Origin of the sequence: Variovorax sp. J22G73, assembly GCF_030317035.1 — a bacterium.
Classification (GTDB): Bacteria; Pseudomonadota; Gammaproteobacteria; order Burkholderiales; family Burkholderiaceae_C; genus Variovorax.
In genome coordinates this window covers 560839-586486 of record NZ_JASZYK010000004.1, presented here as the reverse complement: position 1 = coordinate 586486, position 25648 = coordinate 560839, and the positions used below count along the sequence as shown (strand labels likewise).

Below are 25648 nucleotides of genomic sequence, written 5' to 3'. Positions count from 1 at the left end.
GAGCGGCATGAGCGAATTCACCAAGCTGAAACTTTCCGTGGAAGGCGCCATCGCCCGCGTGTGGCTCGACCAGCCCGACGCGCGCAACGCCTTCGACGACGTCGTCATCGCCGAGCTCACGCAGGCCTTCACCGAAGCCGGCGCCGCCGCGCAGGTGAAGGCCATCGTGCTCGGCGCCAACGGGCCGGCCTTCTGCGCCGGCGCCAACCTCAACTGGATGCGCCGCATGGCCGACTACACGCGCGACGAGAACATCGCCGACGCGGGCAAGCTGGCCCACATGCTGCGCACCATCGCCGAGTGCCCCAAGCCGACCATCGCTCGCGTGCAGGGCGACGTGTACGCGGGCGGCATGGGGCTGGTGGCGGCCTGCGACATGGCCGTGAGCGTGGACACCGCCTGGTACTGCCTGAGCGAAGTGAAGATCGGCCTGGTGCCCGCCACCATCAGCCCCTACGTGCTGCGCGCCATGGGTACGCGCGCCTCGCAGCGCTACTTTCTCACGGCCGAGCGCTTCACCGCCGCCGAGGCGCACCGCATCGGCTTCGTGCACGAGGTGGTGGCGGCCGACGCGCTCGACGCCAAGGTCGACGAGCTGCTGAAGGCGCTCACCGGCGCCAGCCCGGCCGCCGTGCGCGCCTGCAAGCAGCTGATCGACGACGTGGCCGGCCGCGAGATCGACGACGCGCTGGTCGCGAAGACCGTCGAGGGCATTGCCGACATCCGCGCGAGCGACGAGGGCCGCGAGGGCGTGCAGGCCTTCCTGCAGAAGCGCAAGCCGTCGTGGCTCGACGCAGGCAAGGGCTGACGCACATGGCCACGCACGTGTCGCACGGCGCACTCATCGAACGCATGGACGCGTGGCTCGCCGCGCACCGCGCCGGCTACCACGCGTCGCTGCAGCCCGGCGTGACCGACGCCGAGCTCGACGCCTTCGAGGCCAGGTTCTCGCTGAAGCTGCCCGAGGCCTTTCGCGCGCTCTACCGCTGGCGCAATGGCCAGCCGAACAGCAACTTCGACAGCCTGCAGCACAACCGCATGTTCAGCGCGCTGGGCGATGTCGCCGACACCAAGGAGATGCTCGACGACATGATCGGCACCGACTTCGAAGACCCCGCCACCTGGCGGCGCGGCTGGGTGCCCTTCCTGTCGAACGGCGGCGGCAGCTACCTGTGCGTGGACATCGACGCCGAGGGCGGCGGCCGGCCCGGGCAGCTCGTCGCGTTCTGGAAGGCCGACGAAGACCGCCCCGTGGAGCATGCGTCCGTCGACGCATGGCTCGCCGACCTCGTGGCTTCCATGGAAGCCGGCACCATCGAATTCGACTGAAGGAGAGGCCGCCATGGACACCCCGCTCGACATGCCCCAGCTGCTCGCACTGGCCGCCGCCATCGGCTGGGCCAGCGGCGTGCGGCTGTACCTGGTGGTGCTGCTGACGGGCGTGGTGGGCTACTTCGGCTGGGTGCCCTTGCCCAGCGGGCTGCAGCTGCTGGCGCACCCGGTGGTCATCGCGGCCAGCGGCTTCATGGTGTTCATCGAGTTCTTCGCCGACAAGATTCCCGGCCTCGATTCGCTGTGGGACGTGGTGCACACCGCCATCCGCATCCCGGCCGGCGCGGCGCTCGCGGCCAGCGTGTTCGGCGCCGACCACGGCGTGATGGCCATCGTCGCGGCGCTGGTGGGCGGCGGCTTCGCGGCCACGGCGCACGCGGCCAAGGCCACCACGCGCGCGGCCATCAACACCTCGCCCGAGCCGTTTTCCAACGTGGGCGCGTCGCTGGTCGAAGACACGATGGTGCCCGCCGGGCTGTGGCTCGCGGTGGCGCACCCCTTCGTCTTTCTCGTGCTGTTCGTGCTGGTGCTTGTGCTGAGCGTGTGGCTCATTCGCAAGAGCTGGCGTTTCCTCAAGGCGCTGTTCGGTCGCGTGGCCCGCATTTTCAGCGGCCGACCCGATCCGGGCGTGGTGCCCGCGTTTCAACTGAAAAAGAATCCTCCGGGAGACATTCCTCATGTTTAAGAAGATCCTGATCGCCAACCGTGGCGAGATCGCCTGCCGAGTTGCGGCAACTGCCCGCCGCATGGCCATCCGCACCGTGGCCGTTTACTCCGATGCCGACGCGCACGCCAACCATGTGCGCGCCTGCGACGAGTCGGTCCACATCGGCGGCAGCGCCCCGAAGGACAGCTACCTGCGCTGGGAACGCATCCTCGAGGCCGCCAAGGCCACGGGCGCCGAAGCCGTGCACCCGGGCTACGGCTTCCTGAGCGAGAACGAGGAGTTCGCGCAGGCCTGCGCCAACGCGGGGCTGGTCTTCATCGGCCCGCCGCCCTCGGCCATCAAGGCGATGGGCCTGAAGGCCGAGTCGAAGCAGCTGATGGAAAAGGCCGGCGTGCCGCTGGTGCCCGGCTACCACGGCCACGACCAGGACCCGCAGCTGCTGCAGCGCGAGGCCGACCGCATCGGCTACCCGGTGCTCATCAAGGCCAGCGCCGGCGGCGGCGGCAAGGGCATGCGCGCGGTCAACAAGGCGGAAGACTTCGCCGCCGCGCTCGCCTCGTGCCAGCGCGAGGCCATCAACAGCTTCGGCGACGACGCGGTGCTGATCGAGAAGTACGTGCAGCGCCCGCGCCACATCGAGATCCAGGTGTTCGGCGACACGCAGGGCAACTGCGTGTACCTGTTCGAGCGCGACTGCTCGGTGCAGCGCCGCCACCAGAAGGTGCTGGAAGAAGCGCCCGCGCCGGGCATGACCGAAAGCATGCGCAAGCAGATGGGCGACGCCGCCGTGGCCGCGGCGCGCGCCGTGAACTACGTGGGCGCGGGCACGGTCGAGTTCATCGTCGAGCAGCGCGAAGGCGGCGAGATGAACTTCTTCTTCATGGAGATGAACACGCGGCTGCAGGTGGAGCACCCTGTGACCGAAGCCATCACCGGGCTTGACCTGGTCGAGTGGCAATTGCGCGTGGCCTCCGGCGAGCCGCTGCCCGCCAAGCAGGCGGACCTGAAGATCCACGGCCATGCCATCGAGGCGCGCATCTGCGCCGAGAACCCCGACAACAACTTCCTGCCCGCCACCGGCACCTTGCGCGTGTACCGCAAGCCGCAGGCCACGGCCTTCCAGCGCAGCCGGGTGCGCATCGACGACGGCGTGCGCGAGGGCGGCGAGATTTCGCCGTTCTACGACTCGATGATCGCCAAGCTCATCGTGCACGGCAGCACGCGCGAAGAGGCGCTGGCCCGGCTCGATGCCGCGCTGGCGCAGGTGCAGATCGTGGGCGTGCAGACCAACGTGCAGTTCCTGCGCGGCATCCTGGCGACCGAGTCGTTCGCCAAGGCCAACCTGGACACCGCGTTGATCGAGCGTGAACGCGCCGTGCTGTTCGACCGCGAGACGCTGGGCCTGCCGCTCGCGGCGGCCGCCGCCATCACGCGCACGCTGATCGGCGAGTGGCCCGGCAAGATGCCCGACCCCTTCGCGCGGCGCGACGGCTGGCGCTCGCACGGCGAGTACCTGCGCCGCTTCGACTTCGAATTCCGCGGCGCCGAGCAGATCGCCCTGCTGACCTACAAGCGCGACGGCAGCCTGTGGCTGGAGGCCGGCGGCGCCGAAGGCGCGCTGGTGATCGGCCAGTTCCCGAGCGGTGAGTTCGAGGTCGAGTTCGCGGGCGCCCGCCAGACGCTCGACGTGCGCCTCGACGGCGCCACGGCGCACATCTTCGCGTCGAAGGGCGCGACGAAGATCACCACCATCGACCGCCTCGCCCACGCCGGCGAAACGCAGGCCGAGGGCGGCCGGCTCACCGCGCCCATGCCGGGCAAGGTTGTGTCCTTCGCCGTGAAGGCGGGCGACAAGGTGGTGCGCGGCCAGCCGCTGGCGGTGATGGAGGCGATGAAGATGGAGCACACCATCGCCGCGCCGGCCGACGGCACGGTGGACGAGCTGATGTTCGCCCCGGGCGAGCAGGTGGCAGAGGGCGACGAGCTGCTGCGCATGAGCGCGGCCACTGCGGCGACTGCGGCGACCGGAACCGCGGCAACGGCGGCGACTGCGGCCTGAAAAAAAGTTAACCCCGTCGCGGGCGGCCGCCCGTATCAGCTGCGGTAGTCATCACTCAAGGGATCTCTCCATGACCAGCCGCACGCCTTCCCGCACGCCTTCCCGCACGCCTTCCGCTTCGCCGCGCCTTTCTTCTTCTTTTTCTTCTTCTTCTTCTTCTCTTTCTCGTTCTGCCCGCCACCGCTCGGGCATCGTCCTGCTCGCCCTGGCGGCCGCGCTGTCGCTGGGCGGCTGCGACCGCAAGAGCGACGAGGCCGCGGTGCTTTCCGAGCCGGCTCCCCCGCCCGCGCCGATGCAGGCCGCGCCGCGCCTTGCCGGCGGCATGGCCATGAAGGAGCAGCGCCGCGCGAAGTCGGTGGAGGCGGCGCTCGACGAATCGGCCTCGTCGCAAGACACGCCGCTGCAGCGCTTTCTCGCGGTGCGCCAGGAGCTGAACGTCGAGGTGCCGTCGGAGCAGCTCGCCGATGCCTGGGGCAAGGTGCGCGACCTGTGCGGCACGCTGAAGTGCGAGCTGCTGTCGTCCTCACTGCTGCGCGAGACGCCGCAGCAGCCCGGCAACGCCATGCTCGAAGTGCGCGTGGAACCGGCGGACGTCGACAAGCTGCTCGGCGGCCTGGCCGGCGTGGCCAACGTGGTCTCGCACACCACCACCAGCGAGGACAAGACCGCCGAGGTGATCGACGTCGAGGCCCGCATCCGCAACCGCACCGAGTTCCGCGACAGCCTGCGCGTCATGCTGCGCGACACCGTCACCAAGCGCACCATGGCCGACCTGCTGGCCATCCAGCGCACGCTGTCGGACACGCAGGCCGAGCTGGACGCCACCGCCACGCAGCGCAAGGTGCTGGCGCAGCAGACCAGCAAGCAGCACATCCAGATCCAGTTCACGCCCAGGCGCGCGCTGGTGGGCAGCGGCGACGGCTACAGCCCGATGGGGCAGGCGCTGCGCAACGCGGGCTCGGTGCTGGCGGAGAGCGTGGGCTCGCTCATCACCTTCGTGGCGGCGGTGCTGCCGTGGCTGGTGCTGGTGGTGCTGCCGCTGGGGTGGCTGGTGCGCGTGCTGTGGCGCCGCAAGGCCAAGGGCAAGGTCAGCGCCAAGTCCGCCTGAGTTCGCTGCAGGGGTGAGGCACGGCGCGGCAAGCTGCGCCGTGCGGCTCGGTCAGCCGACCACCACTTCGCTGATCTGCATCACGGGCGCGATGTCGGTGTAGTTCTTCACGTCGCCCATGATCTCCTTCATGTGCGGGCCGAACGCCTTCTGGAAGGCCTCGACCGATTCGCTGAACACGTGACACATGCCCACGTAGGTCGGCGGCGAGCCGGGGGCGCCGCCGGCCAGGCCCTTGTCGACGGTGTACGAGAGGCAGGCGTCGCCCATGCGGGCCTTGAGCATCGGCATGTGCTTGTCGCGGTAGTAGTCGTGGTCGAACCGGGCGCCGGGGGTGTGGGGGTACATCACGCTGACCTTGATCATGGCTTGTCTCCTGGAGAGGGTTGGGTTGTCGGGGGGCGTTCGAGCATAGCCATAAGATCCTTGCCCATGCGAATCACCGTCTACCTCACCGACAACCGCCCAGACTCCTGGATCCAAGGCCTGCAGGCCGAACTCCCCGACGCCGTCATCGAGGCCTGGAAGCCCGGCGCCCCGCAGGCCGACCATGCCGTGGTGTGGGCGCCGCCGCAGGAGTTTCTCGACGAGCAACCCGCGCTGCGCGGCATCTTCAACATCGGCGCGGGCGTGGACGCGCTGCTCAAGCTCAAAGTGCCGGCGCACACGCGCATCGTGCGGCTCGACGACGCGGGCATGTCGGTGCAGATGGCCGAGTACGTGTGCCACACGCTCATTCGCCACTTCCGCGAGTTCGATGCCTACGAGGCCGACGCCCGCGAAGGCAAGTGGAGCTACCGCAAGCCCCGGCTGCGCAGCGACTTTCCGGTCGGCATCATGGGCCTGGGCGTGCTCGGCGAGCGCGTGGCCAAGGCCGTGGCGCAGTTCGAGTTCCCGGTGCTGGGCTGGAGCCGCACGCCCAAGGCCATCGACGGCGTGCGGGTGTTCAGCGGCGAGGCGCAGTTCGACGAGTTCCTGTCGTCCACGCGCGTGCTGATCAACCTGCTGCCGCTGACCGAGGCCACGCGCGGCATCCTGAACCGCGACACGCTGGGCAAGCTGCGGCCCGAGGGCTACCTGATCAGCATCGCGCGCGGCGGTCACCTGGTGGAAGACGACCTGATCCCCCTGCTCGACGCCGGCCGGCTCGCGGGCGCGACGCTGGACGTGTTCCAGGTCGAGCCGTTGCCGGCCGACCACGCCTTCTGGCGCCACCCGAAGATCACCGTGACGCCGCACGGCTCGGCGCGCACGCTGCGCGAGGAGTCGATCGCGCAGATCGCCGGGAAGATCCGCGCGATGGAGCAGGGGCTGCCGGTGAACGGCATCGTGGACCCGGGGCGCGGGTACTAGGCCCCGCCGCGCGTCGCTGGCCGCGAGGCGCGCGCGGCACCAAGCTTCGGCCCGCGAGGCAGGGGAAACCCCGAGGCGCTTGTTTTTCACATCCATGAAAATCTTTTTATGACTGTGAAAACTGCGTTTCGCGTGATCGAGATCGTCGAGCTATTCGCTCGCGAGAAACAGCCGCTGGCGCTGTCCGAGATGGCGCGCCTGCTCGACATGCCCGTGTCGAGCTGCCTGGGCCTGATACGCACCCTGGAAGAGCAGGGCTACATGTACGAGACCGGCCGGCGCCAGGGCTATTACCCGACCGGCCGGCTGCTGGCGATGGCGCAGGTCATCGCCGCGCACGACCCGGTGCTCGACCGGGTGAAGGCCACGCTGGAAGAACTGCGCGACGCCGCGCGCGAGACCGTGGTGTTCGGCAAGTTCCGCGACGCGGGCCAGGTCGTGTACCTGGAGGTGCTGAGCGCGCCGCAGGCCATCCGCTATTCCGCCGAGTCGGGCGAAACGCGCCCGGCGTACGCCAACTCGCTGGGCCGCGCGCTGCTCTCCACGCTCGCGCCCGAGGCGCGGCGCGCGCTGCTCGCAGGCACGCCGCTGCTGCCGCTGACCGAGGCCACGCTCACCACCGCGGAGGCCATCGAGGCCGAGCTGCAGAGCGCCGCCGCGCGCGGCTGGTACGGCAACCTCGGCGAGAGCATTCCCGACCTGGTCGGCCTGGCCTGGCCGGTGCGCATCGGCGGCGAGGCCTATGCCATTTCCATCGCCGGCCCGCGCTACCGCGTGGAGCCGCGCATCGAGGAGATCGCCGCCATGCTGCGCTCGGCCTGCCTCGCCATCGAACCCAAGACAGAAAGCCCCCGATGACCACGTCCGCTGATGCCGCCGCTGCGGCCGCGCCGCGCTACTTCGTCCGCGAAGACGAGATCGCCGGCTACCACCCCGCCAACCACACCGGCACGCTCAACAAGCGGCTGATCGGCCCCGAGACGGTGGGCGCGAAGCAGCTCGAGGTGCTGGTCGGCCACATCCAGAAGGGCAAGGGCGCGCTGCCGCATGCGCACCCGGGCATCGAGCAGGTCTGCTACATGCTCGAAGGCCGGGCGGTGGCCGAAGTGGGTGGCCAGCGCCAGGAGCTGCACCCGGGCGACAGCTGCTTTTTTCCGGCCGACGCCATGCACACCTTCACGGTGGTGAGCGACGACCCGGTGCGGGTGCTGGTGATCTACAGCCCGCCGTACGAGGAACTGCCGGAGCGTGTGATCCGGCCCTGACCCGAAGCGCCAACCCCTGGCGCGGCTTTGCACCCGACAACAACCCCGGAGACAAGCAAGCATGAAGACGAACCAGAACGCGACCGAGAAATCGGTCGTGGTGGCGAACCGCCGCCGTTTCATTTCCATCGGCGCGGCCGCGGGCCTGGCCGGCGCCGCGCCCTGGGCCTTCGCGCAGGAGGGCTACCCGAAGCTGCCGATCAAGCTGGTCGTGCCTTTCGCGGCCGGCAGCGGCACCGACGCGGTGGCGCGCATCACCGGGCAGATGCTCGGCGAGGCGCTGAAGGGCTCGGTCATCGTGGACAACCGCGCCGGCGCCAACGGCGTGATCGCCGCCGAGCTGGTGGCCAAGGCCCCGCCCGACGGCTACACGCTGTTCATGACGACCAACACCACGCACTCGGCCAACCCGAGCCTGATGAAGTCGCTGCCCTACGACCCGGTGAAGGACTTCGCGCCCGTGAGCCGCATGGGCAACCTGCCGTTCATGCTGGTGGTGAACAACGAGCTGCCCGTGAAGAACGTGGCCGAGCTGCTGGCCTGGGGCCGCGCGAACCCGGGCAAGCTGACCTACGCGAGCGGCAACAGCACGGGCATCGTGTGCGGCGCCACGCTGTCGCGCATGAGCGGCGTGCCGATGCTGCACGTGCCGTACAAGAGCACGCCGCCGGCCATCGCCGACCTGATCGGTGGCCAGGTGTCGATGATGGTGGTCGACCTCGCGGCGGGCCTGGCCACGGTGAAGGCGGGCAAGATGCGCGCCATTGCCGTCACCACGCAGGAGCGCACCAAGCTCTTTCCCGAGCTGCCGCCACTGGCGGACACGCCGGAGCTGAAGGGCTTCGACATCACCTCGTGGAACGGCGTGTTCGCGCCCGCGGGCACGCCGAAGGACATCGTGCAGAAGCTCAACAAGGTGCTGTCGGAAATGGCGAACGGCACCGTGTTTCGCGAGCGCGTGGCCAAGCTGGGCTTCGATGCGTTCGGCAGCACGCCGCAGGAGCTGGGCGCGTTCACGGTGTCGGAGTTGGCGAAGTGGAAGAAGCTGATCCAGGCCGCGGGCATCCAACCCGAATGAGTGCGTTGCCGAATTTGAGTTTCTCCCTTCCTCTTTGGGGCAGGGCAGGGGTGGGGGCCAGCGGCGCATCCACCGGGCGCCCTGCCTGCCCCCATCCCGGCCTTCCCCCAGCGGAGGAAGGAGCGAAGGCTAAGACATGAACACATCCGGCCCCCTTCAAGGCATCCGCATCCTCGACCTCACGGCCGTGGTGATGGGCCCCTACGCCACGCAGACCCTCGGCGACCTGGGCGCCGACATCGTCAAGGTCGAGCCGCCCGCTGGCGACAACTTGCGCGCGGTCGGGCCGATGCGCCATGCCGGCATGGGCGCGATGGCGATGCACCTCAACCGCAACAAGCGCTCCATCGTGCTCGACCTGAAGCAGCCCGAGGGCCTCGAGGCCTGCCTGCGGCTGGCGGCAGGCTGCGACGCGCTCATCTACAACACGCGGCCGCAGGCGATGGCGCGGCTGGGCCTGGGCTACGAGGCCGTCGCCGCGGCCAACCCGAAGATCGTCTACCTCGGCGCCTTCGGCTACGGCGAGGAAGGCCCCTACGCCGGCAAGCCCGCGTACGACGACCTCATCCAGGGCGCGGCCGGCATTGCCTCGCTCTTCGCGCAGCAAAGCGGCGGCGACCCGCGCTATGCACCCGTCACGCTGGCCGACCGCGCCGTGGGCCTGCAGGCGGCCATCGCGCTGCTGGCCGCGGTGCTGCACGCGCAGCGCACCGGCCAGGGCCAGGCGGTGGAGGTGCCGATGTTCGAGGCGCTGTCGCAGTTCGTCATGGGCGACCACCTCGGCGGCCACAGCTTCGAGCCGCCGCTCGGCCCCACGGGCTATGCGCGCCTGCTCGCGCCGCACCGCAAGCCCTACGCCACGTCGGACGGCCACCTGAGCGTGCTCATCTACAACGACAAGCACTGGCAGGCCTTCTTCGACGTCATCGGCCGTCCCGAGCTGCGCAGCTCGCCGATGTTCGGCACGCACACCGCGCGCGCCGCGAACATCGGGGCGGTGTACGCCTTCGTCGCCGAGGTGATGGCCACGCGCAGCAGCGACGCATGGTTCGCGGCACTGGCCGCCGCCGACATTCCGGTCGCGCGCCTGCACAGCACCGACAGCCTGCTCGACGACCCGCACCTGCGCGCCGTCGGTTTCTATCCCGAGTTCGACCACCCGAGCGAAGGCCGCATCCGCACCCTGGCGCCGGTCGGCCGCTACAGCGCCACGCCCACCGCCATTCGCCGGCCCACGCCGCGCATCGGCGAGCAGAGCGTGGAACTGCTGCGCGAAGCCGGCTACGACGACGCGGCCATCGAACGCCTGCTCGCGCGCGGCGTGACGCTGCAACCCGAACCCCCGAGCGACATCCCCAAGGACAGCGAATGAATTTCTCCCTGAACGAAGACCAGCGCTCGCTGGTCGCGGCCATCGAACGGCTGTGCGAAGACTTTCCGGCGGACTACTGGCGCGACCATGACGACCGCGCCGTGTTCCCGCACGAGTTCCACCGCGCGGTGGCGCAAAGCGGCTGGCTCGGCATCGCCATGCCCGAGGCGCAGGGCGGCGCGGGGCTGGGCATTACCGAGGCGGCGCTGATGATGCGCGCCATCAGCGCCTCGGGCGCGGGCATGTCGGGCGCGTCGGCAGTGCACATGAACATCTTCGGACTCAACCCGGTGGTGGTGTTCGGCAGCGAGGCGCAGCGCCAGCGCTTCCTGCCCCCGCTGATCGCCGGCACCGAGAAGGCCTGCTTCGCCGTCACCGAGCCCGACGCGGGGCTGGACACCACGCGGCTGAAGACGCAGGCGGTGCGCCAGCCGAACGGCAGCTACCTGCTGCACGGCCGCAAGATCTGGATATCGACCGCGCAGGTGGCCGACCGCATGCTCATCCTCACGCGCACCACGCCGCTGGGGCAGGTGAACAAGCCCACGCAGGGCCTCACGCTGTTCTACACGCCGCTGGACCGCGCCAAGGTCGAGGTGCGCGAGATCCACAAGCTGGGCCGCGCGGCGGTCGACTCCAACATGCTGTTCATCGACGGGCTCGAGGTGCCGGAAGAAGACCGCATCGGCGAGGAGGGGCGCGGCTTCGAGTACATCCTGCACGGGCTGAACCCCGAACGCATCTTGATCGCGGCGGAGGCCATCGGCATCGGCCGCGCGGCGCTGCGCATCGCCTCGCAGTACGCACGGGAGCGCGTGGTGTTCGGCCGCCCCATCGGCCAGAACCAAGGCGTGGCGCATCCGCTGGCGCGGGCCTGGGCCAACCTGGAAGCGGCCGACCTGATGATGCTGAAGGCCGCCACGCTGTACGACGCGGGCGAGCCCTGCGGCACCGAGGCCAACGCCGCCAAGTACCTGGCCGCCGAGGCGGCGCACGACGCCTGCCAGAACGCCGTGCTCACGCTGGGCGGCATGGGCTACGCCAAGGAATACCACGTGGAGCGGCTGCTGCGCGAGAGCTACATCCCGCGCATCGCGCCGGTGAGCCCGCAGATGATCCTGAACTTCATCGCCGAGAAGGCGCTGGGGCTGCCGAAGTCGTACTGACCCGTCGCCGGCTTTCACGTGCCAGGCGCGGCTGGCGCCATTTGCAACCCCGCTGGCGCGCCTTGCTACCTTCCGGAACTTGTGTACCAGGCAGGGTGTTCCCAGGTGCTCGACAATCGAAGGCGGCTTTCCATCCTCCCGCGACACAAGAGACATTCCATGAAACTCCCCACCCGCGTCAAACTCATCGACGTCGGCCCGCGCGACGGCCTGCAGAACGAAAAGCAGCCCGTCGCCGCCGAAGTCAAGATCGGCCTCGTGCACCGCCTGCAGGACGCCGGGCTGAACGAGATCGAGGTCACCAGCTTCGTCTCGCCCAAGTGGGTGCCGCAGATGGCCGACAACGCCGAGGTGATGCACGGCATCCGGCGCAAAGCCGGCGTGCGCTACTCGGTGCTCACGCCCAACATGAAGGGCTTCGAGGCCGCCATCGCCGCGCCGCGCGAAGAGTGGCCCGACGAGATCGTGGTGTTCGGCGCCGCGAGCGAGGCCTTCAGCCAGAAGAACATCAACTGCTCCATCGCCGAGAGCATCGAGCGCTTCGCGCCCGTGGTGGCGGCGGCGCTCGAGAAGGGCATTGCCGTGCGCGGCGCCATGTCGTGCACGGTCGGCTGCCCTTATGAAGGCGAGATCGCGCCGGCCAAGGTCGGCTACCTCGCGCATCTGATGAAGGGCATCGGGGTGCAGCGCGTGGACGTGGCCGACACCATCGGGGTGGGCACGCCGCGCAAGGTGCAGGCGGCAATCGAGGCCACGCTGGCGCACTTCGATGTCGCCGCGGTTTCCGGCCACTTTCACGACACCTACGGGCAGGCGCTGGTCAACACGCTGGCGGCGCTCGAGCTGGGCGTGTGGAACTTCCAGTCGTCCTCGGCCGGCCTGGGCGGCTGCCCCTACGCCAAGGGCGCGACGGGCAACGTGGCCACCGAAGACGTGGTCTACATGCTGCACGGCATGGGCATCGAGACCGGCATCGACCTCGACAGGCTGATCGACGCGGGCGTGTACATCAGCCAGGCGCTGGGCCGCGAGCCGAACTCGCTGGCGTCGAAGGCCATCCGCACCAAGCGGGCCGGCTGAACGCGCCACCCACACAGCACAGCACACAGGAGTTTTCGTGGACCTTCAAGTCTGGCTCGCATTCGTGGTGGCGAGTTGCGTCATCGCGGTTTCGCCCGGTTCGGGCGCGGTGCTCAGCATGAGCCATGGGCTCAGCTACGGCGTGCGGCGCACCACGGCGACCATCGTCGGGCTGCAGCTGGGGCTCGCGGTGATCCTGCTGGTGGCGGGGCTCGGCGTGGGCGCGGTGCTCACGGCCTCGGCCACCGCGTTCACGGTGATCAAGGTGGTGGGCGCCTGCTACCTGCTGTGGCTGGGCTGGCGCCAGTGGCGCGCGCCGGTCGCGAAGATCGACGGCGACGCGCAGGCCGCGGCCAGCGAGCCCGACCTCACCGCGGGCCAGCGCGTGCTGCGCGGCTTTCTGACCAACGTGACCAATCCCAAGGGCATCGTCTTCATGGCGGCCGTGCTGCCGCAGTTCATCCAGCCGACGCGGCCGCTGTGGCTGCAGCTGCTGGTGCTGCTGGCCACCACGGTGACGGTCGACGTGACGGTGATGCACGGCTACGCCTGGCTGGCCGCGCGGCTGCAGGGCGTGCTGCGCAGCGTGCGCGCCCGGCGCGCGCAGAACCGCGTCTTCGGCGGGGTGCTGATGGCGATGGGCGCGTTCCTGTTCATGTTCAAGCGCAGTGCCTGACGGCGCGTGGCACCGGCAGCACATGCGGCACCGCCGGCACTGGTAGATTCGAACGCATGTGCGGCTCCGAACTCCATTCCCTCCCTGAAGGCGTCCAGCGCGTTGCCCGCGTGCTGCAGGATGCCGGCCATCCCCATTCCCCCCGCATGCTCGACGACGCCTGCCGCACCGCGCAGCAGGCGGCCGACGCGCTCGGCGTCGCCGTGGGGCAGATCGCCAAGAGCATCATCTTCCGGCGCAAGAGCGACGAGGCGGCGGTGCTGGTCATCACCTCGGGCGACAAGCGCGTGGACGAGAAAAAAGTCGATGCGCTGGTCGGCAAGACCGGCCGCGCCGACGCCGAGTTCGTGAAGGCGCGCACCGGCTTCACCATCGGCGGCGTGTCGCCCGTGGGGCATGTGACCAAGCCGGTGGTGCTGATCGACCGCGAGCTGTTCCGCTTCGAGGAGATCTGGGCCGCCGCGGGCCATCCGCACGCGGTGTTCCAGTTGCGCCCGCAAGACCTCGAGACGCTCACCGGCGCGCCGGTGGCGGACGTGGTGTGAACTTCAGCGACGCCGAAACGCTGGCCGAGCGCGCGGTGACCGTGCAGGCCGCAACGGACAACGCGCCGTCGCCCTGCACCTCGGTGTGCCGCATGGACCGGCTGAGCGGCTTCTGCGAAGGCTGCCTGCGCACCATTCCCGAGATCGCGGGCTGGAGCAAGATGGAAGACGACATGCGCCGCCACGTGTGGCGCGCGATCGAGCTGCGCGCAAGGGCGGGCATCTGGCGCGTGCCCGAAGCCGACAGCCACGCAGGCACAGGAGACAGCACCGCATGAAGCACATCGATTTCTATCTCGACTTCATCTCGCCCTACGCGCACCTCGCGTTCGAGCACCTGCCCGAGGCGCTCGAGGGGCTGAGCTACAGCGTGGCCTACAAGCCGGTGCTGCTGGGCGCGCTGCTCAAGCAGCACGGCCAGCTCGGCCCGGCGGAGATTCCGTCGAAGCGCAGCTGGACCTACCGCCACGTGCTGTGGCTGGGCCACACGCACGGCATCCAGGTCGAGATGCCGGCCTCGCACCCCTACAACCCGCTCGCGCACCTGCGGCTCGCGCTGTCGACCAGCGACGACGGCACGGTGAGCCGCCTGGTGGCCGAGACGGTGTTTCGCCATGTGTGGCGCGGCGGCGAAGAAGCGGGCGATGCCGCGCGGCTCGCCACCTTGACCGACCAGCTGAAGCCCAGGCGCGAGGCGGGCAGCGAGGAGAGCAAGGCCCTGCTCAAGCGCAACACCGACGAGGCACTGCAGCTCGGCGTGTTCGGCACGCCGGCGTACGTGGTGGACGGGCGCCTGTTCTGGGGCTTCGACGGCCTCGCGATGCTGCGCGCGTACCTGTCGGGCGACGCCTGGTTCGACGGCCCGCAATGGGCCACGGCCGACCAGCGCCCGTCTTTGCTGCGCAGCACAAAGAACTGAGGCCTTTGCTGCGCAGCAGCAGGAATTGAAGCCCTTTGCCGCTGCGCAGCAAGGCCTGAGGACAAACCCGAGCAGGGTCCGAATTTCTTACAGGCTGAAACGCGCCCCGCGGGTTTCACCTTAATTCGTAAGCGTCGGTTCAGTTTCGCGAAAGCCTCGGGTCAGTCGCGCCTCCAAGAATGCCTCACGGCCCCCGAAGCAACGGGCGCCGCATGAACGCAAACACACAGGAGACGACCCATGGCAGCCACACTAGATTCGCGGGGAGTGCCGCATCCGGCCCCCCGTCCCATGTCCGCGGAGGAGAAGAAGGTCATCTTCGCCTCCTCGCTCGGCACCGTGTTCGAGTGGTACGACTTCTACCTCTACGGCTCGCTCGCCGCGATCATCGCGAAGCAGTTCTTCAGCGGCCTGGATGCGGGCGCGGCCTTCATCTTCGCGCTGCTGGCGTTCGCCGCGGGCTTCCTGGTGCGTCCGTTCGGCGCCATCGTGTTCGGCCGCCTGGGCGACATGATCGGGCGCAAGTACACCTTCCTGGTGACGATCCTGATCATGGGCCTGTCGACCTTCATCGTCGGCCTGCTGCCCAGCTACGCGACCATCGGCGTCGCGGCGCCGGTCATCCTGATCGCGCTGCGCATGCTGCAGGGCCTGGCCCTCGGCGGCGAGTACGGCGGTGCCGCCACCTACGTGGCCGAGCACTCGCCGCACGGCAAGCGCGGCGCCTACACCTCGTGGATCCAGACCACCGCCACGCTCGGCCTGTTCCTGAGCCTGCTGGTGATCCTGGGCGTGCGCGAAGGCCTGGGCGAGGCGGTGTTCAACGACTGGGGCTGGCGCGTGCCGTTCCTGGTGTCGATCCTGCTGCTGGGCATCTCGGTGTGGATCCGCCTGACGCTGTCGGAGTCGCCCGCCTTCCAGAAGATGAAGGCCGAGGGCAAGACCTCGAAGGCCCCGCTGGCCGAGTCCTTCGGCGAGTGGAAGAACCTGAAGATCGTCATTCTTGCGCTGGTCGGCCTCACGGCGGGCCAGGCGGTGGTGTGGTACTCGGGCCAGTTCTACGCGCTGTTCTTCCTGACGGCGCAGCTGAAGGTCGATGCGACCACGGCCAACCTGATGATTGCCGCGGCGCTGCTGCTGGGCACGCCCTTCTTCGTGATCTTCGGCACGCTGTCGGACAAGATCGGCCGCAAGCCCATCATCATGGCCGGCTGCCTGCTGGCCGTGGTCACGTACTTTCCGGTCTTCAAGATGCTGACCGAAGCCGCCAACCCCGACCTGGCCCGCGCACAGGCCACGGCCGGCGTGACCGTCACCGCCGACCCCGCCACCTGCTCGTTCCAGGGCAACCCGGTGGCCCGCGAGATCGACTTCAAGAGCTCGTGCGACATCGCCAAGCGCTACCTCGTGCAGAACTCGGTGAGCTACGAGAACGTGGCCGGCGCGCCGGGCTCCAAGGCCGTGGTGAAGATCGGCGACAAGACGGTGGAAGCACCCATCGGCAATGTCGTGAACCTCAAGTTCGACGAAGGCTCCGCCAAGGAAATCGCCGCCTTCAAGAAGGGCGTGGCCGAAGACCTGAAGATCGCCGGCTACCCGAGCAAGGCCGACCCCGCCAAGATGAACAAGGTGATGACGGTGGTGCTGCTGTTCTGGCTGGTGCTGCTGGTGACCATGGTCTACGGCCCCATCGCGGCGATGCTGGTGGAAATGTTCCCCACGCGCATCCGATACACCTCCATGAGCCTGCCGTACCACATCGGCAATGGCTGGTTCGGCGGCCTGCTGCCGACCACGGCCTTCGCCATCGTGGCGTCGACCGGCAACATGTACAACGGCCTGTGGTACCCGATCATCATCGCGGGCATCACGCTGGTGATCGGCACGCTGTTCATCCGCGAGACCAAGGACGTGGACATCTACGCCAACGACTGAGCGCGCGTTGAAGAGGAGGGCCCGCGCCCTCCGCTCCACAAAGAGGCTTCATGCCAATCGCATGAGGCCTTTTTCTTGAGCCTTTCAAATCGTTCGTCCGCCCCCTTCATTCATCTGCTTCAGGAGACAGTACCCATGTGGAAAATCGTCGTCGGCTTCGTCATCTTCGCCGCCATCGCGCTGTATGTGATCTCCAAGGCCGGTGACAAGGTCGACATGTCGGGCGAGAAGCACGGGGGAGATTCGGCGACGCACGAGCCGGCGCCTGCGGCGGCGCCGAAGTAGGACCCGAGCCGTTCACATAGTGGCAACCTTCTATCGGTCGATGCCACGAAAAATGTCACGAAGGCAGCGGCTCGCCTCCAGGGCGAGCGGCGGATTTCAAAAGATCGGCGCCAATGATGCGGGCTCCCTGCCGCGCCACCTGGCTGCTCGACGGCAAGCGCGATTCAGCGCTTGCTGGTCGACACGCGTTGCGCGGGCCGTTCGACCTCGAAGCCGCACCTCATGCCCCATGCAACACCCCGCGATCCGCGTGCCCGGATCGCCATCTTCTCCACCGCGCCGCGCCACGCCGCCGGTTCCATCTCAGCGTGGTATTCGGCGCAGTGCCTAGCGCAGTGCTCAGCGCTTGAACCGCCCGTCGCTGATAATCGACAAGTCAGCGAAGTCGATGCCGCTGTGGTCCTGCGGCGAGTAGCTCACGTCGAGCCCGCCGCCCAGGTCGTAGCCCTTGATGCTTTCCAGCGCCGCGACCATCTTCGAGCGCGTGGGCTTGGGGCCGGCGCGGCGCAGCGCCTCGATCAGCACCTTGGCCGAGGCGAAGCCTTCCAGCGCGGCCGGCGACAGCTCCGCCTGCCCCTTGGCCTGCGCGAGCGCCAGGGCTTCCTTCACCATCGGCTGGCCGATGGCGCGCTCGCTGGGAAACACCTGCGTCACGATCACGCCCTTGCTCGCGTCGCCCAGCTGCTTGATGAAGCCCGACGAGGCGTTGTTCGACAGCGTGACCACCTGCGCCGCGGAACCCGCCGCGCGCAAGGCCTTGATGCCGTCGACCACCGCGACGCCAGAACCGATCCACACCACGGCCTGCGCGTTGGCGTCCTTGATGGCCGGCACGATGACCTTGTAGTCGGGCTTCTCGCGGTCGGCCGGAATGGCCACCGTCGGCTTGGCCTTGCCCTTGGTGAAGCCGGCCATGGCGCCTTCGAGCGCGTCGGCACCGAACGAATCGGTGACGTACACCACCGCGATGCGCGTGAGGCCGATGGTGAGCAGGTGCTGCACCGCCTTCTCGGCCTCGCGCTGGTAGGTGGCGCGCACGTTGAAGACCTGCTTCTGCAGCGGCTTGTGCAGCACCATGGCGCCGGTCGAGGGGCCGATGAGCGCCACGTCGTACTTCTCGAGCCACGGAATGATGGCCTGCGAATGCGGCGTGCCGCGGCTCATGAACAGCGCGAGCACCTTCTTGTCCTCGATGAGCGCGCGGGCGTTGTCGCCGGCGCGCTTCACGTCGAAGGCGTCGTCCATGCGCACCACCTCGATCTTCTCGCCGTGGATGCCGCCTTGCGCGTTGACCGCATCGATCACCAGCTGCGCGCCGCCGATGGTCTCGTTCACGCTCGCGGCCACCGAACCCGTCATGCCGGCGGTCTGGCCGATCAGGATCTGGGCCGAGGCGCCCCAGGCCGCCAGTGCCAGCAGGGCAGCGGCGCAAAGCGTGCGCGTCTTCATCATGGAAATCTTTCGAAGGAGTGGAAGGGCTTGAAAAACGTTCAGGAAACAGTTGCGAATTCGACGCAAACAAACGTCGCATTTGTTTCTGAAAGTGTCTTTGACGCCATTCGGAGAAACCCCTGCGAAGTGGCCTGCCTTGTGACGCAATGCACAAACCCTTCACGGTCCGCTCCCTAGAATGTTTGCCCCACCCCTCAAGGCATTCATGACACAGGGCTCCATCCGGATTCGCGGCGCACGCCAGCACAATCTCCAGAACCTCGACCTCGACATCCGCACCGGCGAGATGACCGTGGTGACCGGGCCCAGCGGCTCGGGCAAGTCGAGCCTGGTGTTCGACACCCTCTACGCCGAAGGCCAGCGGCGCTACGTGGAAACCTTCTCCGCCTATGCGCGCCAGTTCCTGGACCGCATGGACAAGCCGGCCGTCGACAAGGTGGAGGGCGTGCCGCCCGCCATCGCCATCGACCAGACCAACCCGGTGCGCTCCTCGCGCTCCACGGTCGGCACCATGACCGAGCTGAACGACCACCTGAAGCTGCTGTTCGCACGCGCGGCCAACCTGTTCGACCGCGAAACCGCACTGCCGGTGCGGCACGACTCGCCCGACAGCATCTACGCGCAGATCGTCGAGCGCGCGGCGGCGGCGGGCGATCCGCGGCTGGTGGTCACATTTCCGGTCGAGCTGCCCGCGACCACCACGGCCGACGAAGTGACGCAATGGCTGTCGGCCAGCGGCTTCACGCGCGTGCAGTCCGAGCGCGAGGTGGCCACGCCCACCGGTCCGCGCAAGGTGCTCGACGTGGTGGCCGACCGCTTTCGCGCATCCAGCGCCGAGCGCGCGCGCGTGGTCGAGGCCATCGAGGTGGCGCTCAAGCGCGGCAGCGGGCGCGTCACCGTGCACGCCACGGGCGCCGACGAAGGCGCGCCGACGGATGTGTGGAAGTTCTCCACCGGCCTGCACTGCCCCGAGAGCGACATCCGCTACCCGGACCCGATCCCGTCGATGTTCTCGTTCAACTCGGCGGTGGGTGCCTGCGACAGCTGCCGCGGTTTCGGCCGCGTCATCGGCGTCGACCTGGGCCTGGTGATTCCGAACGACAAGCTCACGCTGCGCGCGGGCGCGATCAAGACCATCCAGACACCGGCCTGGAAAGAGGCGCAGGACGACCTCATGCGCCACGCCGAGTCCGCGGGCATTCCGCGCGACACGCCCTGGAACAAGCTCACCGAGGAGCAGAAGCACTGGGTGATCGAGGGCACGCCCAACTACAAGGAAGGCAACTGGAACAAGCAGTGGTACGGCGTGCGGCGCTTCTTCGGCTACCTGGAGAGCAAGGCCTACAAGATGCACATCCGCGTGCTCTTGTCGAAGTACCGCAGCTACACGCCGTGCCCGACGTGCAGCGGCGCGCGCCTGAAGCTCGACAGCCTGATCTGGCGCATCGGCAGCAAGGAAGACGCGGACGCGGTGCTGCCGCCCGAAAAGCGCTTCATGCCGACCGGCGCGAAGTGGACGCGGGCGCAGCTGGAGGCGTTGCCGGGGCTGTGCCTGCATGACTTGATGCTGTTGCCTATCGAGCGGTTGAGGAAGTTCTTCGACCGGCAGCTGCCCTCACCCCAACCCTCTCCCGCAAGCGGGAGAGGGGGCAAGACAACGCAGTTGACCGAGGGCTCTGAATTGCTCCCTCTCCCGCTTGCGGGAGAGGGCAGGGGTGAGGGAGAAACCCAGGCCCTGAAGTTGCTCTTCGAAGAAATCACCACCCGCCTGCGCTACCTGCACGACGTCGGCATCGGCTACCTCACGCTCGACCGCCAGAGCCGCACGCTGAGCGGCGGCGAGGTGCAGCGCATCAACCTCACGACGGCGCTCGGCACTTCGCTGGTCAACACGCTGTTCGTGCTCGACGAGCCCAGCATCGGCCTGCACCCGCGCGACATGAACCGCATCACCGAGGCCATGCTGCGCCTGCGCGACGCGGGCAACACGCTGGTGGTGGTCGAGCACGACCCGGCCGTGATGCTCGCGGCCGACCGCGTGATCGACATGGGCCCCGGCCCCGGCATCCGCGGCGGGCAGATCGTGTTCGACGGCACCACCGACCAGCTGCGCGACGCCGACACGCTCACCGGCCAGTACCTGGGTGGGCGCAAGAAGATCGGCATGGGCTTCAAGCGGCTCGTGAGCGAGAACACGCACCGCCTCATCCTCGAAGGCGCGCGCGAGCACAACCTGAAGAACGTCACCGTCGAGTTCCCGCTGGCGCGGCTCGTGTGCGTGACCGGGGTCAGCGGCTCGGGCAAGTCCACGCTCATCCAGGACGTGCTGGCGCCCGCGCTCATGCGCCACTTCGGCAAGGCCACTGAAACCCCCGGCGCGCACGACCGCCTGCTGGGCGCCGACCACCTGGGCGACGTGGTGTTCGTCGACCAGTCGCCCATCGGCAAGACCGCGCGTTCCAACCCCGCAAGCTACGTGGGCGCGTGGGACGCGATTCGCGAGATCTTCGCCACCGCGGCGCTGTCGCGCCAGCGCGGCTACACCGCGAGCAAGTTCAGCTTCAACTCTGGCGACGGGCGCTGCCCGACCTGCGGCGGCTCGGGCTTCGAGCACGTGGAGATGCAGTTCCTGTCCGACGTGTACCTGCGCTGCCCCGACTGCGACGGCAAGCGCTACCGCCCCGAGATTCTCGAAGTGCGCGTGGAGCGCAAGGGCAAGACCTACAACGTGGCCGACGTGCTCGACCTGACGGTGGCCGAGGCCGCCACCGTGTTCGAAGGCGACCGCGACGTGCTGCGCGTGCTGCAGCCCATTTCCGACGTGGGCCTGGATTACGTGAAGCTGGGCCAGCCCGTGCCCACCCTCAGCGGCGGCGAGGCGCAGCGCCTGAAGCTCGCCGGCTTCCTGGCCGAGGCGGCGAAGAACGCCACGTCGAGCAAGCAGCTGCTGGCGCGCAAGGGCACGCTCTTCCTGTTCGACGAGCCGACCACCGGGCTGCACTTCGACGACATCGCGCGCCTCATGCGCGCGCTGCGCAAGCTGCTGGACGCGGGGCATTCGCTGATCGTCATCGAGCACAATCTCGACGTCATTCGCGCGAGCGACTGGCTGATCGACCTCGGCCCCGAAGGCGGCGAGGGCGGCGGGCAGGTGGTGGCCGAGGGCACGCCCGAGCAGATGCGCGAGAACCGCGCCTCGCTCACCGGCGCCGCGCTGGCCGACTACGAGCTGGCCATCGGCCCCGACGCCTACAAGGTGGCCGAGCGCGCCGCGCGCCGCTACATCGCCAACGCCAAGACGGCGCCGGGCGCCAACGCCATCGAGATCGTCAACGCGCGCGAGCACAACCTGAAGAACCTCAGCGTGGACATTCCGCGCGGCAAGTTCAGCGTGGTGACGGGCGTGAGCGGCTCGGGCAAGTCGACGCTGGCCTTCGACATCCTGTTCAACGAAGGGCAGCGGCGCTACCTCGAATCGCTCAACGCGTACGCGCGCAGCATCGTGCAGCCGGCGGGCCGGCCCGAGGTGGACGCGGTGTACGGCATTCCGCCGACCGTGGCCATCGAGCAGCGGCTGTCGCGCGGCGGACGCAAGAGCACCGTGGGCACCACCACCGAGGTGTGGCACTTCCTGCGGCTGCTGTACGTGAAGCTGGGCATCCAGCACTGCGTTCACGACGGCGCGGCCGTGCAGCCGCAGACGCCCGACAGCATCGCCGCGCAGCTGATGCGCAATTTCAAGGGCCAGCACATCGGCCTGCTCGCGCCGCTGGTCAGCAACCGCAAGGGCGTGTACACCGAGCTGGCCGACTGGGCGCGCCCGCGCGGCTTCACCCACCTGCGGGTGGACGGCGACTTCCTGCCGACCACCGGTTTTCCGCGCATCGACCGCTTCAAGGAGCACAGCATCGAGCTGCCCGTGGCCAGCCTCGACGTATTGCCCTCGAGGGAGACCGAGCTGCGCGCGGCGCTGACCAAGGCGCTGGAGCACGGCAAGGGCGTGGTGCATGTGCTGAGCGACCTCGACGGCCTGCGCGCGGCCATGATGGCCGGCGTGTCCGCCGTGGGCATCGGCCGCGTCAACGTGTTCTCCACGCTGCGCGCCTGCCCGGTGTGCAGCACCAGCTACGCCGAGCTCGATCCGCGCCTGTTCAGCTACAACAGCAAGCACGGCTGGTGCCCCGACTGCGTGGGCACGGGCGTGAAGCTCAGCAAGGACCAGCGCAAGGTGTTCGACGACTCCGTGCGCGACGACGACAACAAGGGCCGCGAACAGACCTTCGCCGAACCCGAGATCGAGGACCTGGCCGACACCGCCTGCCCGACCTGCCAGGGCACGCGCCTGAACGCCACGGCCCGCGCCGTGAGCTTCGGCGCGTCGCCGGCCGACGGGCTGAGCGGCATCGGCATCACCGAGCTCGCGCGCATGAGCGTGACCGAGGTGCGCCAGTGGTTCGAAGGGCTGTCGCTCTCGGGCCGCGAGGCAGAGATTGCGCGCGACCTGGTGCCGGAAATCAAGAGCCGGCTCGAGTTCCTCGAGGAAGTGGGCCTGGGCTACCTCACGCTCGACCGCGGCGCGCCCACGCTCAGCGGCGGCGAGGCGCAGCGCATTCGCCTGGCGGCACAGCTCGGCAGCAACCTGCAGGGCGTGTGCTACGTGCTCGACGAGCCGACCATCGGCCTGCATGCGCGCGACAACCAGATCCTGCTGAACGCGCTGCACAAGCTCGGTGAAAAGGGCAACACGCTGGTGGTGGTGGAGCATGACGAAGACACCATTCGCCGTGCCGACCACATCATCGACATCGGCCCGAGCGCGGGCAAGCGCGGCGGCCGGCTGGTGGCCGAGGGCTCGGTGGCCGACATCCAGAATGCCGGCGATTCGCAGACCGGGCGCTACCTGCGCGATGCCATCAGGCATCCGCTGCAGGCGCGCCGGCTGGTGCCCTCGCCCGACCCCAAGGCCGAGGACAACGGCGAATGGCTGACCGTGCACGGCGCCAACCTGCACAACCTGCAGGACGTGACCGCCACGCTGCCGCTGCACCGCCTAGTGGTGGTCACCGGCGTGAGCGGCTCGGGCAAGTCGACGCTCGCGCGCGACGTGCTGCTGGCCAACGTGCAGGCCGTCGTCATCCAGCGCATGACCAAGGCCGGCCGCGACGCCGATGCCGCCGGCAAGCGCCCGGCCTGGGCCGGCTGCAGCCGCGTCGACGGCTACGAGGTGATCGACCGCGTGCTCGAGGTCGACCAGACCCCGATCGGCAAGACGCCGCGCAGCTGCCCGGCCACCTACATCGGTTTCTGGGACACCATCCGCAAGCTGTTCGCCGACACGCTGGAGGCCAAGGCGCGCGGCTATGGCCCGGCGCGCTTCAGCTTCAACACCGGCGAAGGCCGCTGCCCGGGCTGTGAAGGCGCAGGCGTGCGCACCATCGAGATGAGCTTCCTGCCGGACGTGAAGGTTCCTTGCGAGGTGTGCCACGGCGCGCGCTTCAACCCCGAGACGCTGGCCGTGAGCTGGCGCGGCAAGAGCATCGGCGACGTGCTGAAGATGGAGGTCGACGAGGCCGTCGAGTTCTTCGCGAGCATGCCCAACATCGCGCACCCGCTGCAGCTGCTGAAGGACGTGGGGCTCGGCTACCTCACGCTGGGGCAGCCGTCGCCCACGCTGTCGGGCGGCGAGGCGCAGCGCATCAAGCTGGTGACCGAGCTCAGCAAGGTGCGCGACGGCATCACCCGCCGCGGCCAGAAGGCGCCGCACACGCTGTACGTGCTCGACGAGCCGACCGTGGGCCTGCACATGGCCGACGTCGAGAAGCTGATCCACGTGCTGCACCGGCTGGTGAACGGCGGCCACAGCGTGGTGGTGATCGAGCACGACCTCGACGTGATCGCCGAAGCCGACTGGGTGCTCGACCTCGGGCCCGAAGGCGGGAACGCCGGCGGGCGCATCGTGGCGGCGGCACCGCCGGAAGAGGTGGTGCGGCTGGGCACGCACACGGGCGTGGCGCTGGCGCCTGTGCTGGCGAGATAGAGCTCGCCCCCAGGCTTCGCGCACTGCGTGTCGCTTCGCCAACCCCCTGCCGGGGGGCGACACCAGCGGCCCGGCAAAGCCGGTTCCGCGGTGTTCTGCGGTGTTGTGCGAAGGGACTCGCCATGCGCTGCAAGCGGGCGCACAATGGCTCGAACCCTTGGCGCAGGCGCATCCTGAATCAGCCATGGTGGAGTGACATGTGAGGGGATGAAGCGCCGCGGCGGGGCTACGCAAGGAGCCATGTCATGACCCGCTTCATCGATGTCCACAGCCTGGTCCGCCTGGTCGACGAAACCGGCGTTCCCCAATTTCTCGAGGCACTGGCCGACGCGCTGCGCGACGACTTCCTGCGATGGCGCGAGTTCGACAAGAAGGCGCGCGTGGCCAGCCACTCGCACCTGGGCGTGATCGAGCTGATGCCCGTGGCCGACGACGGCGCCTATGCCTTCAAGTACGTCAACGGCCATCCGCACAACACGCAGGTGGGGCTCCCCACCGTGATGGCCTTCGGCGTGCTGGCCGAGGTGGACACGGGCTACCCCGTGCTGCTGTCGGAGCTCACGCTCACCACCGCCTTGCGCACCGCCGCCACCTCGGCCATGGCCGCCAAGGCATTGGCGCGGCCCGATTCGCGCAGCCTCGCGTTGATCGGCAACGGCTCGCAAAGCGAGTTCCAGGCGCTGGCCTTCCACGCGCTGCTGGGCATCGAGGAAGTGCGCGTGTTTGACACCGACCCGCACGCCACCGACAAGCTGGTGCGCCACCTGTCGGCCTGCACGCCGCTGGACATCGTGCGCGCGCGCTCCGTGGCCGAGGCCGTGCGCGGCGCGGACATCGTCACCACCATCACCGCCTACCAGGGCCACGCCGCCGTGCTCACGCCCGGGATGATCGAGCCCGGCATGCACATCAACGCCGTGGGCGGCGACTCCCCCGGCAAGACCGAGCTGCACCCCGGCGTGCTGCCGCTGGCGCGCGTGTTCGTCGAGTACGAGCCGCAGACCCGCGTGGAGGGCGAGATCCAGCAGGCGGCGGCCGACTTTCCGGTGCACGAGCTGTGGCGCGTGCTGCTCGGCGAAGTGCCGGGGCGCGAGAGCGCGCAGCAGGTCACGCTGTTCGATTCGGTCGGCTTCGCGCTGGAGGACTACACGGCGCTGCGCTACATCCAGCGCGTGGCGACCGAGCGCGGCATCGGCCAGCAGATTGCGCTGGTGCCGGAGCTCGACGACCCCAAGGACCTGTTCGGGCTCACGGCCTCCGGCAGGCGCCGGGCGGTGCTGCGGCGTGCGGCATGATCGGCGGCTTCATCACCGCCTGCC

General features: G+C 68.9%; 22 protein-coding genes. 20 read left to right on the top strand and 2 right to left on the bottom strand.

Annotated elements, in window-relative coordinates:
• Positions 1-7: 7 nt before the first annotated feature.
• From QTI51_RS19260 to QTI51_RS19240, 5 genes are all read left to right on the top strand, one after another.
• Positions 8-808, top strand: coding sequence for an enoyl-CoA hydratase/isomerase family protein (locus QTI51_RS19260; RefSeq protein ID WP_116909572.1), 801 nt, complete (start codon positions 8-10; stop codon positions 806-808).
• A 5-nt stretch (positions 809-813) separates the two neighbouring features.
• Positions 814-1329, top strand: coding sequence for an SMI1/KNR4 family protein (locus QTI51_RS19255; RefSeq protein WP_116909571.1), 516 nt, complete (start codon positions 814-816; stop codon positions 1327-1329).
• 13 nt (positions 1330-1342) lie between these two features.
• Entirely contained in the window at positions 1343-2017 is a 675-nt protein-coding gene (locus QTI51_RS19250) for a DUF4126 domain-containing protein (RefSeq protein WP_116909570.1), read from the top strand.
• On the top strand, positions 2010-4058 hold the full coding sequence (locus QTI51_RS19245) for an acetyl-CoA carboxylase biotin carboxylase subunit (RefSeq protein ID WP_116909569.1): 2049 nt from the start codon (positions 2010-2012) through the stop codon (positions 4056-4058). Before QTI51_RS19250 ends, QTI51_RS19245 begins: the two co-directional genes overlap by 8 nt.
• 70 nt (positions 4059-4128) lie before the next feature.
• Positions 4129-5166 carry a DUF4349 domain-containing protein gene (locus tag QTI51_RS19240; protein WP_116909568.1) on the top strand — a complete coding sequence of 346 codons (1038 nt, stop codon included), beginning with the start codon at positions 4129-4131 and terminating at the stop codon, positions 5164-5166.
• A gap of 51 nt (positions 5167-5217) precedes the next feature.
• On the opposite strand, the gene QTI51_RS19235 is transcribed toward QTI51_RS19240, so the two are convergent.
• Positions 5218-5532: an EthD family reductase gene (locus QTI51_RS19235; RefSeq protein WP_116909567.1), complete on the bottom strand. Its 315-nt coding sequence runs from the start codon at positions 5530-5532 to the stop codon at positions 5218-5220.
• A gap of 66 nt (positions 5533-5598) precedes the next feature.
• Here QTI51_RS19235 and QTI51_RS19230 point away from each other — a divergent pair, with 66 nt between their 5' ends.
• The 13 genes from QTI51_RS19230 to QTI51_RS19170 all read left to right on the top strand — a co-directional run bounded on the left by QTI51_RS19230 (position 5599) and on the right by QTI51_RS19170 (position 16840).
• Positions 5599-6519, top strand: a complete 921-nt coding sequence (locus tag QTI51_RS19230) for a 2-hydroxyacid dehydrogenase (protein ID WP_116909566.1) — start codon at positions 5599-5601, stop codon at positions 6517-6519.
• Between the two features lie 108 nt (positions 6520-6627).
• Entirely contained in the window at positions 6628-7377 is a 750-nt protein-coding gene (locus QTI51_RS19225) for an IclR family transcriptional regulator (RefSeq protein WP_116909565.1), read from the top strand.
• Positions 7374-7784: a cupin domain-containing protein gene (locus tag QTI51_RS19220; RefSeq protein WP_116909564.1), complete on the top strand. Its 411-nt coding sequence runs from the start codon at positions 7374-7376 to the stop codon at positions 7782-7784. The genes QTI51_RS19225 and QTI51_RS19220 overlap by 4 nt, the downstream gene beginning before the upstream one ends.
• Before the next feature lie 61 nt (positions 7785-7845).
• Positions 7846-8862, top strand: coding sequence for a Bug family tripartite tricarboxylate transporter substrate binding protein (locus QTI51_RS19215; protein ID WP_116909563.1), 1017 nt, complete (start codon positions 7846-7848; stop codon positions 8860-8862).
• Positions 8863-8998: 136 nt separating this feature from the next.
• Positions 8999-10234 carry a CaiB/BaiF CoA transferase family protein gene (locus QTI51_RS19210; protein ID WP_116909562.1) on the top strand — a complete coding sequence of 412 codons (1236 nt, stop codon included), beginning with the start codon at positions 8999-9001 and terminating at the stop codon, positions 10232-10234.
• Complete coding sequence (locus QTI51_RS19205; protein ID WP_116909561.1) at positions 10231-11400, top strand: acyl-CoA dehydrogenase family protein; 1170 nt, start codon at positions 10231-10233, stop codon at positions 11398-11400. The genes QTI51_RS19210 and QTI51_RS19205 overlap by 4 nt, the downstream gene beginning before the upstream one ends.
• Positions 11401-11559: 159 nt before the next feature.
• The gene (locus tag QTI51_RS19200; RefSeq protein WP_116909560.1) at positions 11560-12480 is read left to right on the top strand and encodes a hydroxymethylglutaryl-CoA lyase; all 921 of its coding nucleotides are present in this window, start codon (positions 11560-11562) and stop codon (positions 12478-12480) included.
• Positions 12481-12517: 37 nt separating this feature from the next.
• Positions 12518-13156 carry a homoserine/homoserine lactone efflux protein gene (rhtB, locus tag QTI51_RS19195; RefSeq protein WP_116909559.1) on the top strand — a complete coding sequence of 213 codons (639 nt, stop codon included), beginning with the start codon at positions 12518-12520 and terminating at the stop codon, positions 13154-13156.
• Between the two features lie 56 nt (positions 13157-13212).
• Positions 13213-13701: a YbaK/EbsC family protein gene (locus QTI51_RS19190; protein ID WP_116909558.1), complete on the top strand. Its 489-nt coding sequence runs from the start codon at positions 13213-13215 to the stop codon at positions 13699-13701.
• Positions 13698-13979 carry a DUF1289 domain-containing protein gene (locus QTI51_RS19185; RefSeq protein ID WP_116909557.1) on the top strand — a complete coding sequence of 94 codons (282 nt, stop codon included), beginning with the start codon at positions 13698-13700 and terminating at the stop codon, positions 13977-13979. The genes QTI51_RS19190 and QTI51_RS19185 overlap by 4 nt, the downstream gene beginning before the upstream one ends.
• On the top strand, positions 13976-14620 hold the full coding sequence (locus QTI51_RS19180; RefSeq protein WP_116909556.1) for a 2-hydroxychromene-2-carboxylate isomerase: 645 nt from the start codon (positions 13976-13978) through the stop codon (positions 14618-14620). The genes QTI51_RS19185 and QTI51_RS19180 overlap by 4 nt, the downstream gene beginning before the upstream one ends.
• 240 nt (positions 14621-14860) lie before the next feature.
• Positions 14861-16555: an MFS transporter gene (locus QTI51_RS19175; RefSeq protein ID WP_116909555.1), complete on the top strand. Its 1695-nt coding sequence runs from the start codon at positions 14861-14863 to the stop codon at positions 16553-16555.
• Between the two features lie 135 nt (positions 16556-16690).
• Entirely contained in the window at positions 16691-16840 is a 150-nt protein-coding gene (locus QTI51_RS19170; RefSeq protein ID WP_165840324.1) for a hypothetical protein, read from the top strand.
• Between the two features lie 339 nt (positions 16841-17179).
• Here the strand turns inward: QTI51_RS19170 and QTI51_RS19165 are convergent, their stop codons facing one another.
• Complete coding sequence (locus tag QTI51_RS19165) at positions 17180-18292, bottom strand: ABC transporter substrate-binding protein (RefSeq protein ID WP_116909554.1); 1113 nt, start codon at positions 18290-18292, stop codon at positions 17180-17182.
• Between the two features lie 205 nt (positions 18293-18497).
• Between QTI51_RS19165 and uvrA the strand changes: the two genes are divergently transcribed.
• Together uvrA and ocd are read left to right on the top strand one after the other, a co-directional pair.
• Entirely contained in the window at positions 18498-24329 is a 5832-nt protein-coding gene (uvrA, locus tag QTI51_RS19160) for an excinuclease ABC subunit UvrA (protein ID WP_286515996.1), read from the top strand.
• A 245-nt stretch (positions 24330-24574) separates the two neighbouring features.
• Entirely contained in the window at positions 24575-25624 is a 1050-nt protein-coding gene (gene ocd / locus QTI51_RS19155; RefSeq protein ID WP_116909553.1) for an ornithine cyclodeaminase, read from the top strand.
• Positions 25625-25648: the final 24 nt, after the last annotated feature.

Excerpts from the sequence above, each read along its gene's own strand:
- QTI51_RS19260 (WP_116909572.1), top strand. The coding sequence starts at position 8 with ATGAGCGAATTCACCAAGCTGAAACTTTCCGTGGAAGGCGCCATCGCC.
- QTI51_RS19180 (WP_116909556.1), top strand. The coding sequence starts at position 13,976 with ATGAAGCACATCGATTTCTATCTCGACTTCATCTCGCCCTACGCGCAC.
- QTI51_RS19215 (WP_116909563.1), top strand. The coding sequence starts at position 7,846 with ATGAAGACGAACCAGAACGCGACCGAGAAATCGGTCGTGGTGGCGAAC.
- QTI51_RS19235 (WP_116909567.1), bottom strand. The coding sequence starts at position 5,532 with ATGATCAAGGTCAGCGTGATGTACCCCCACACCCCCGGCGCCCGGTTC.
- QTI51_RS19200 (WP_116909560.1), top strand. The coding sequence starts at position 11,560 with ATGAAACTCCCCACCCGCGTCAAACTCATCGACGTCGGCCCGCGCGAC.
- QTI51_RS19225 (WP_116909565.1), top strand. The coding sequence starts at position 6,628 with ATGACTGTGAAAACTGCGTTTCGCGTGATCGAGATCGTCGAGCTATTC.
- QTI51_RS19175 (WP_116909555.1), top strand. The coding sequence starts at position 14,861 with ATGGCAGCCACACTAGATTCGCGGGGAGTGCCGCATCCGGCCCCCCGT.
- QTI51_RS19210 (WP_116909562.1), top strand. The coding sequence starts at position 8,999 with ATGAACACATCCGGCCCCCTTCAAGGCATCCGCATCCTCGACCTCACG.
- QTI51_RS19220 (WP_116909564.1), top strand. The coding sequence starts at position 7,374 with ATGACCACGTCCGCTGATGCCGCCGCTGCGGCCGCGCCGCGCTACTTC.
- QTI51_RS19245 (WP_116909569.1), top strand. The coding sequence starts at position 2,010 with ATGTTTAAGAAGATCCTGATCGCCAACCGTGGCGAGATCGCCTGCCGA.
- QTI51_RS19230 (WP_116909566.1), top strand. The coding sequence starts at position 5,599 with ATGCGAATCACCGTCTACCTCACCGACAACCGCCCAGACTCCTGGATC.
- QTI51_RS19255 (WP_116909571.1), top strand. The coding sequence starts at position 814 with ATGGCCACGCACGTGTCGCACGGCGCACTCATCGAACGCATGGACGCG.
- QTI51_RS19205 (WP_116909561.1), top strand. The coding sequence starts at position 10,231 with ATGAATTTCTCCCTGAACGAAGACCAGCGCTCGCTGGTCGCGGCCATC.
- uvrA (WP_286515996.1), top strand. The coding sequence starts at position 18,498 with ATGACACAGGGCTCCATCCGGATTCGCGGCGCACGCCAGCACAATCTC.
- QTI51_RS19250 (WP_116909570.1), top strand. The coding sequence starts at position 1,343 with ATGGACACCCCGCTCGACATGCCCCAGCTGCTCGCACTGGCCGCCGCC.
- QTI51_RS19165 (WP_116909554.1), bottom strand. The coding sequence starts at position 18,292 with ATGATGAAGACGCGCACGCTTTGCGCCGCTGCCCTGCTGGCACTGGCG.
- ocd (WP_116909553.1), top strand. The coding sequence starts at position 24,575 with ATGACCCGCTTCATCGATGTCCACAGCCTGGTCCGCCTGGTCGACGAA.
- QTI51_RS19170 (WP_165840324.1), top strand. The coding sequence starts at position 16,691 with ATGTGGAAAATCGTCGTCGGCTTCGTCATCTTCGCCGCCATCGCGCTG.
- QTI51_RS19190 (WP_116909558.1), top strand. The coding sequence starts at position 13,213 with ATGTGCGGCTCCGAACTCCATTCCCTCCCTGAAGGCGTCCAGCGCGTT.
- QTI51_RS19240 (WP_116909568.1), top strand. The coding sequence starts at position 4,129 with ATGACCAGCCGCACGCCTTCCCGCACGCCTTCCCGCACGCCTTCCGCT.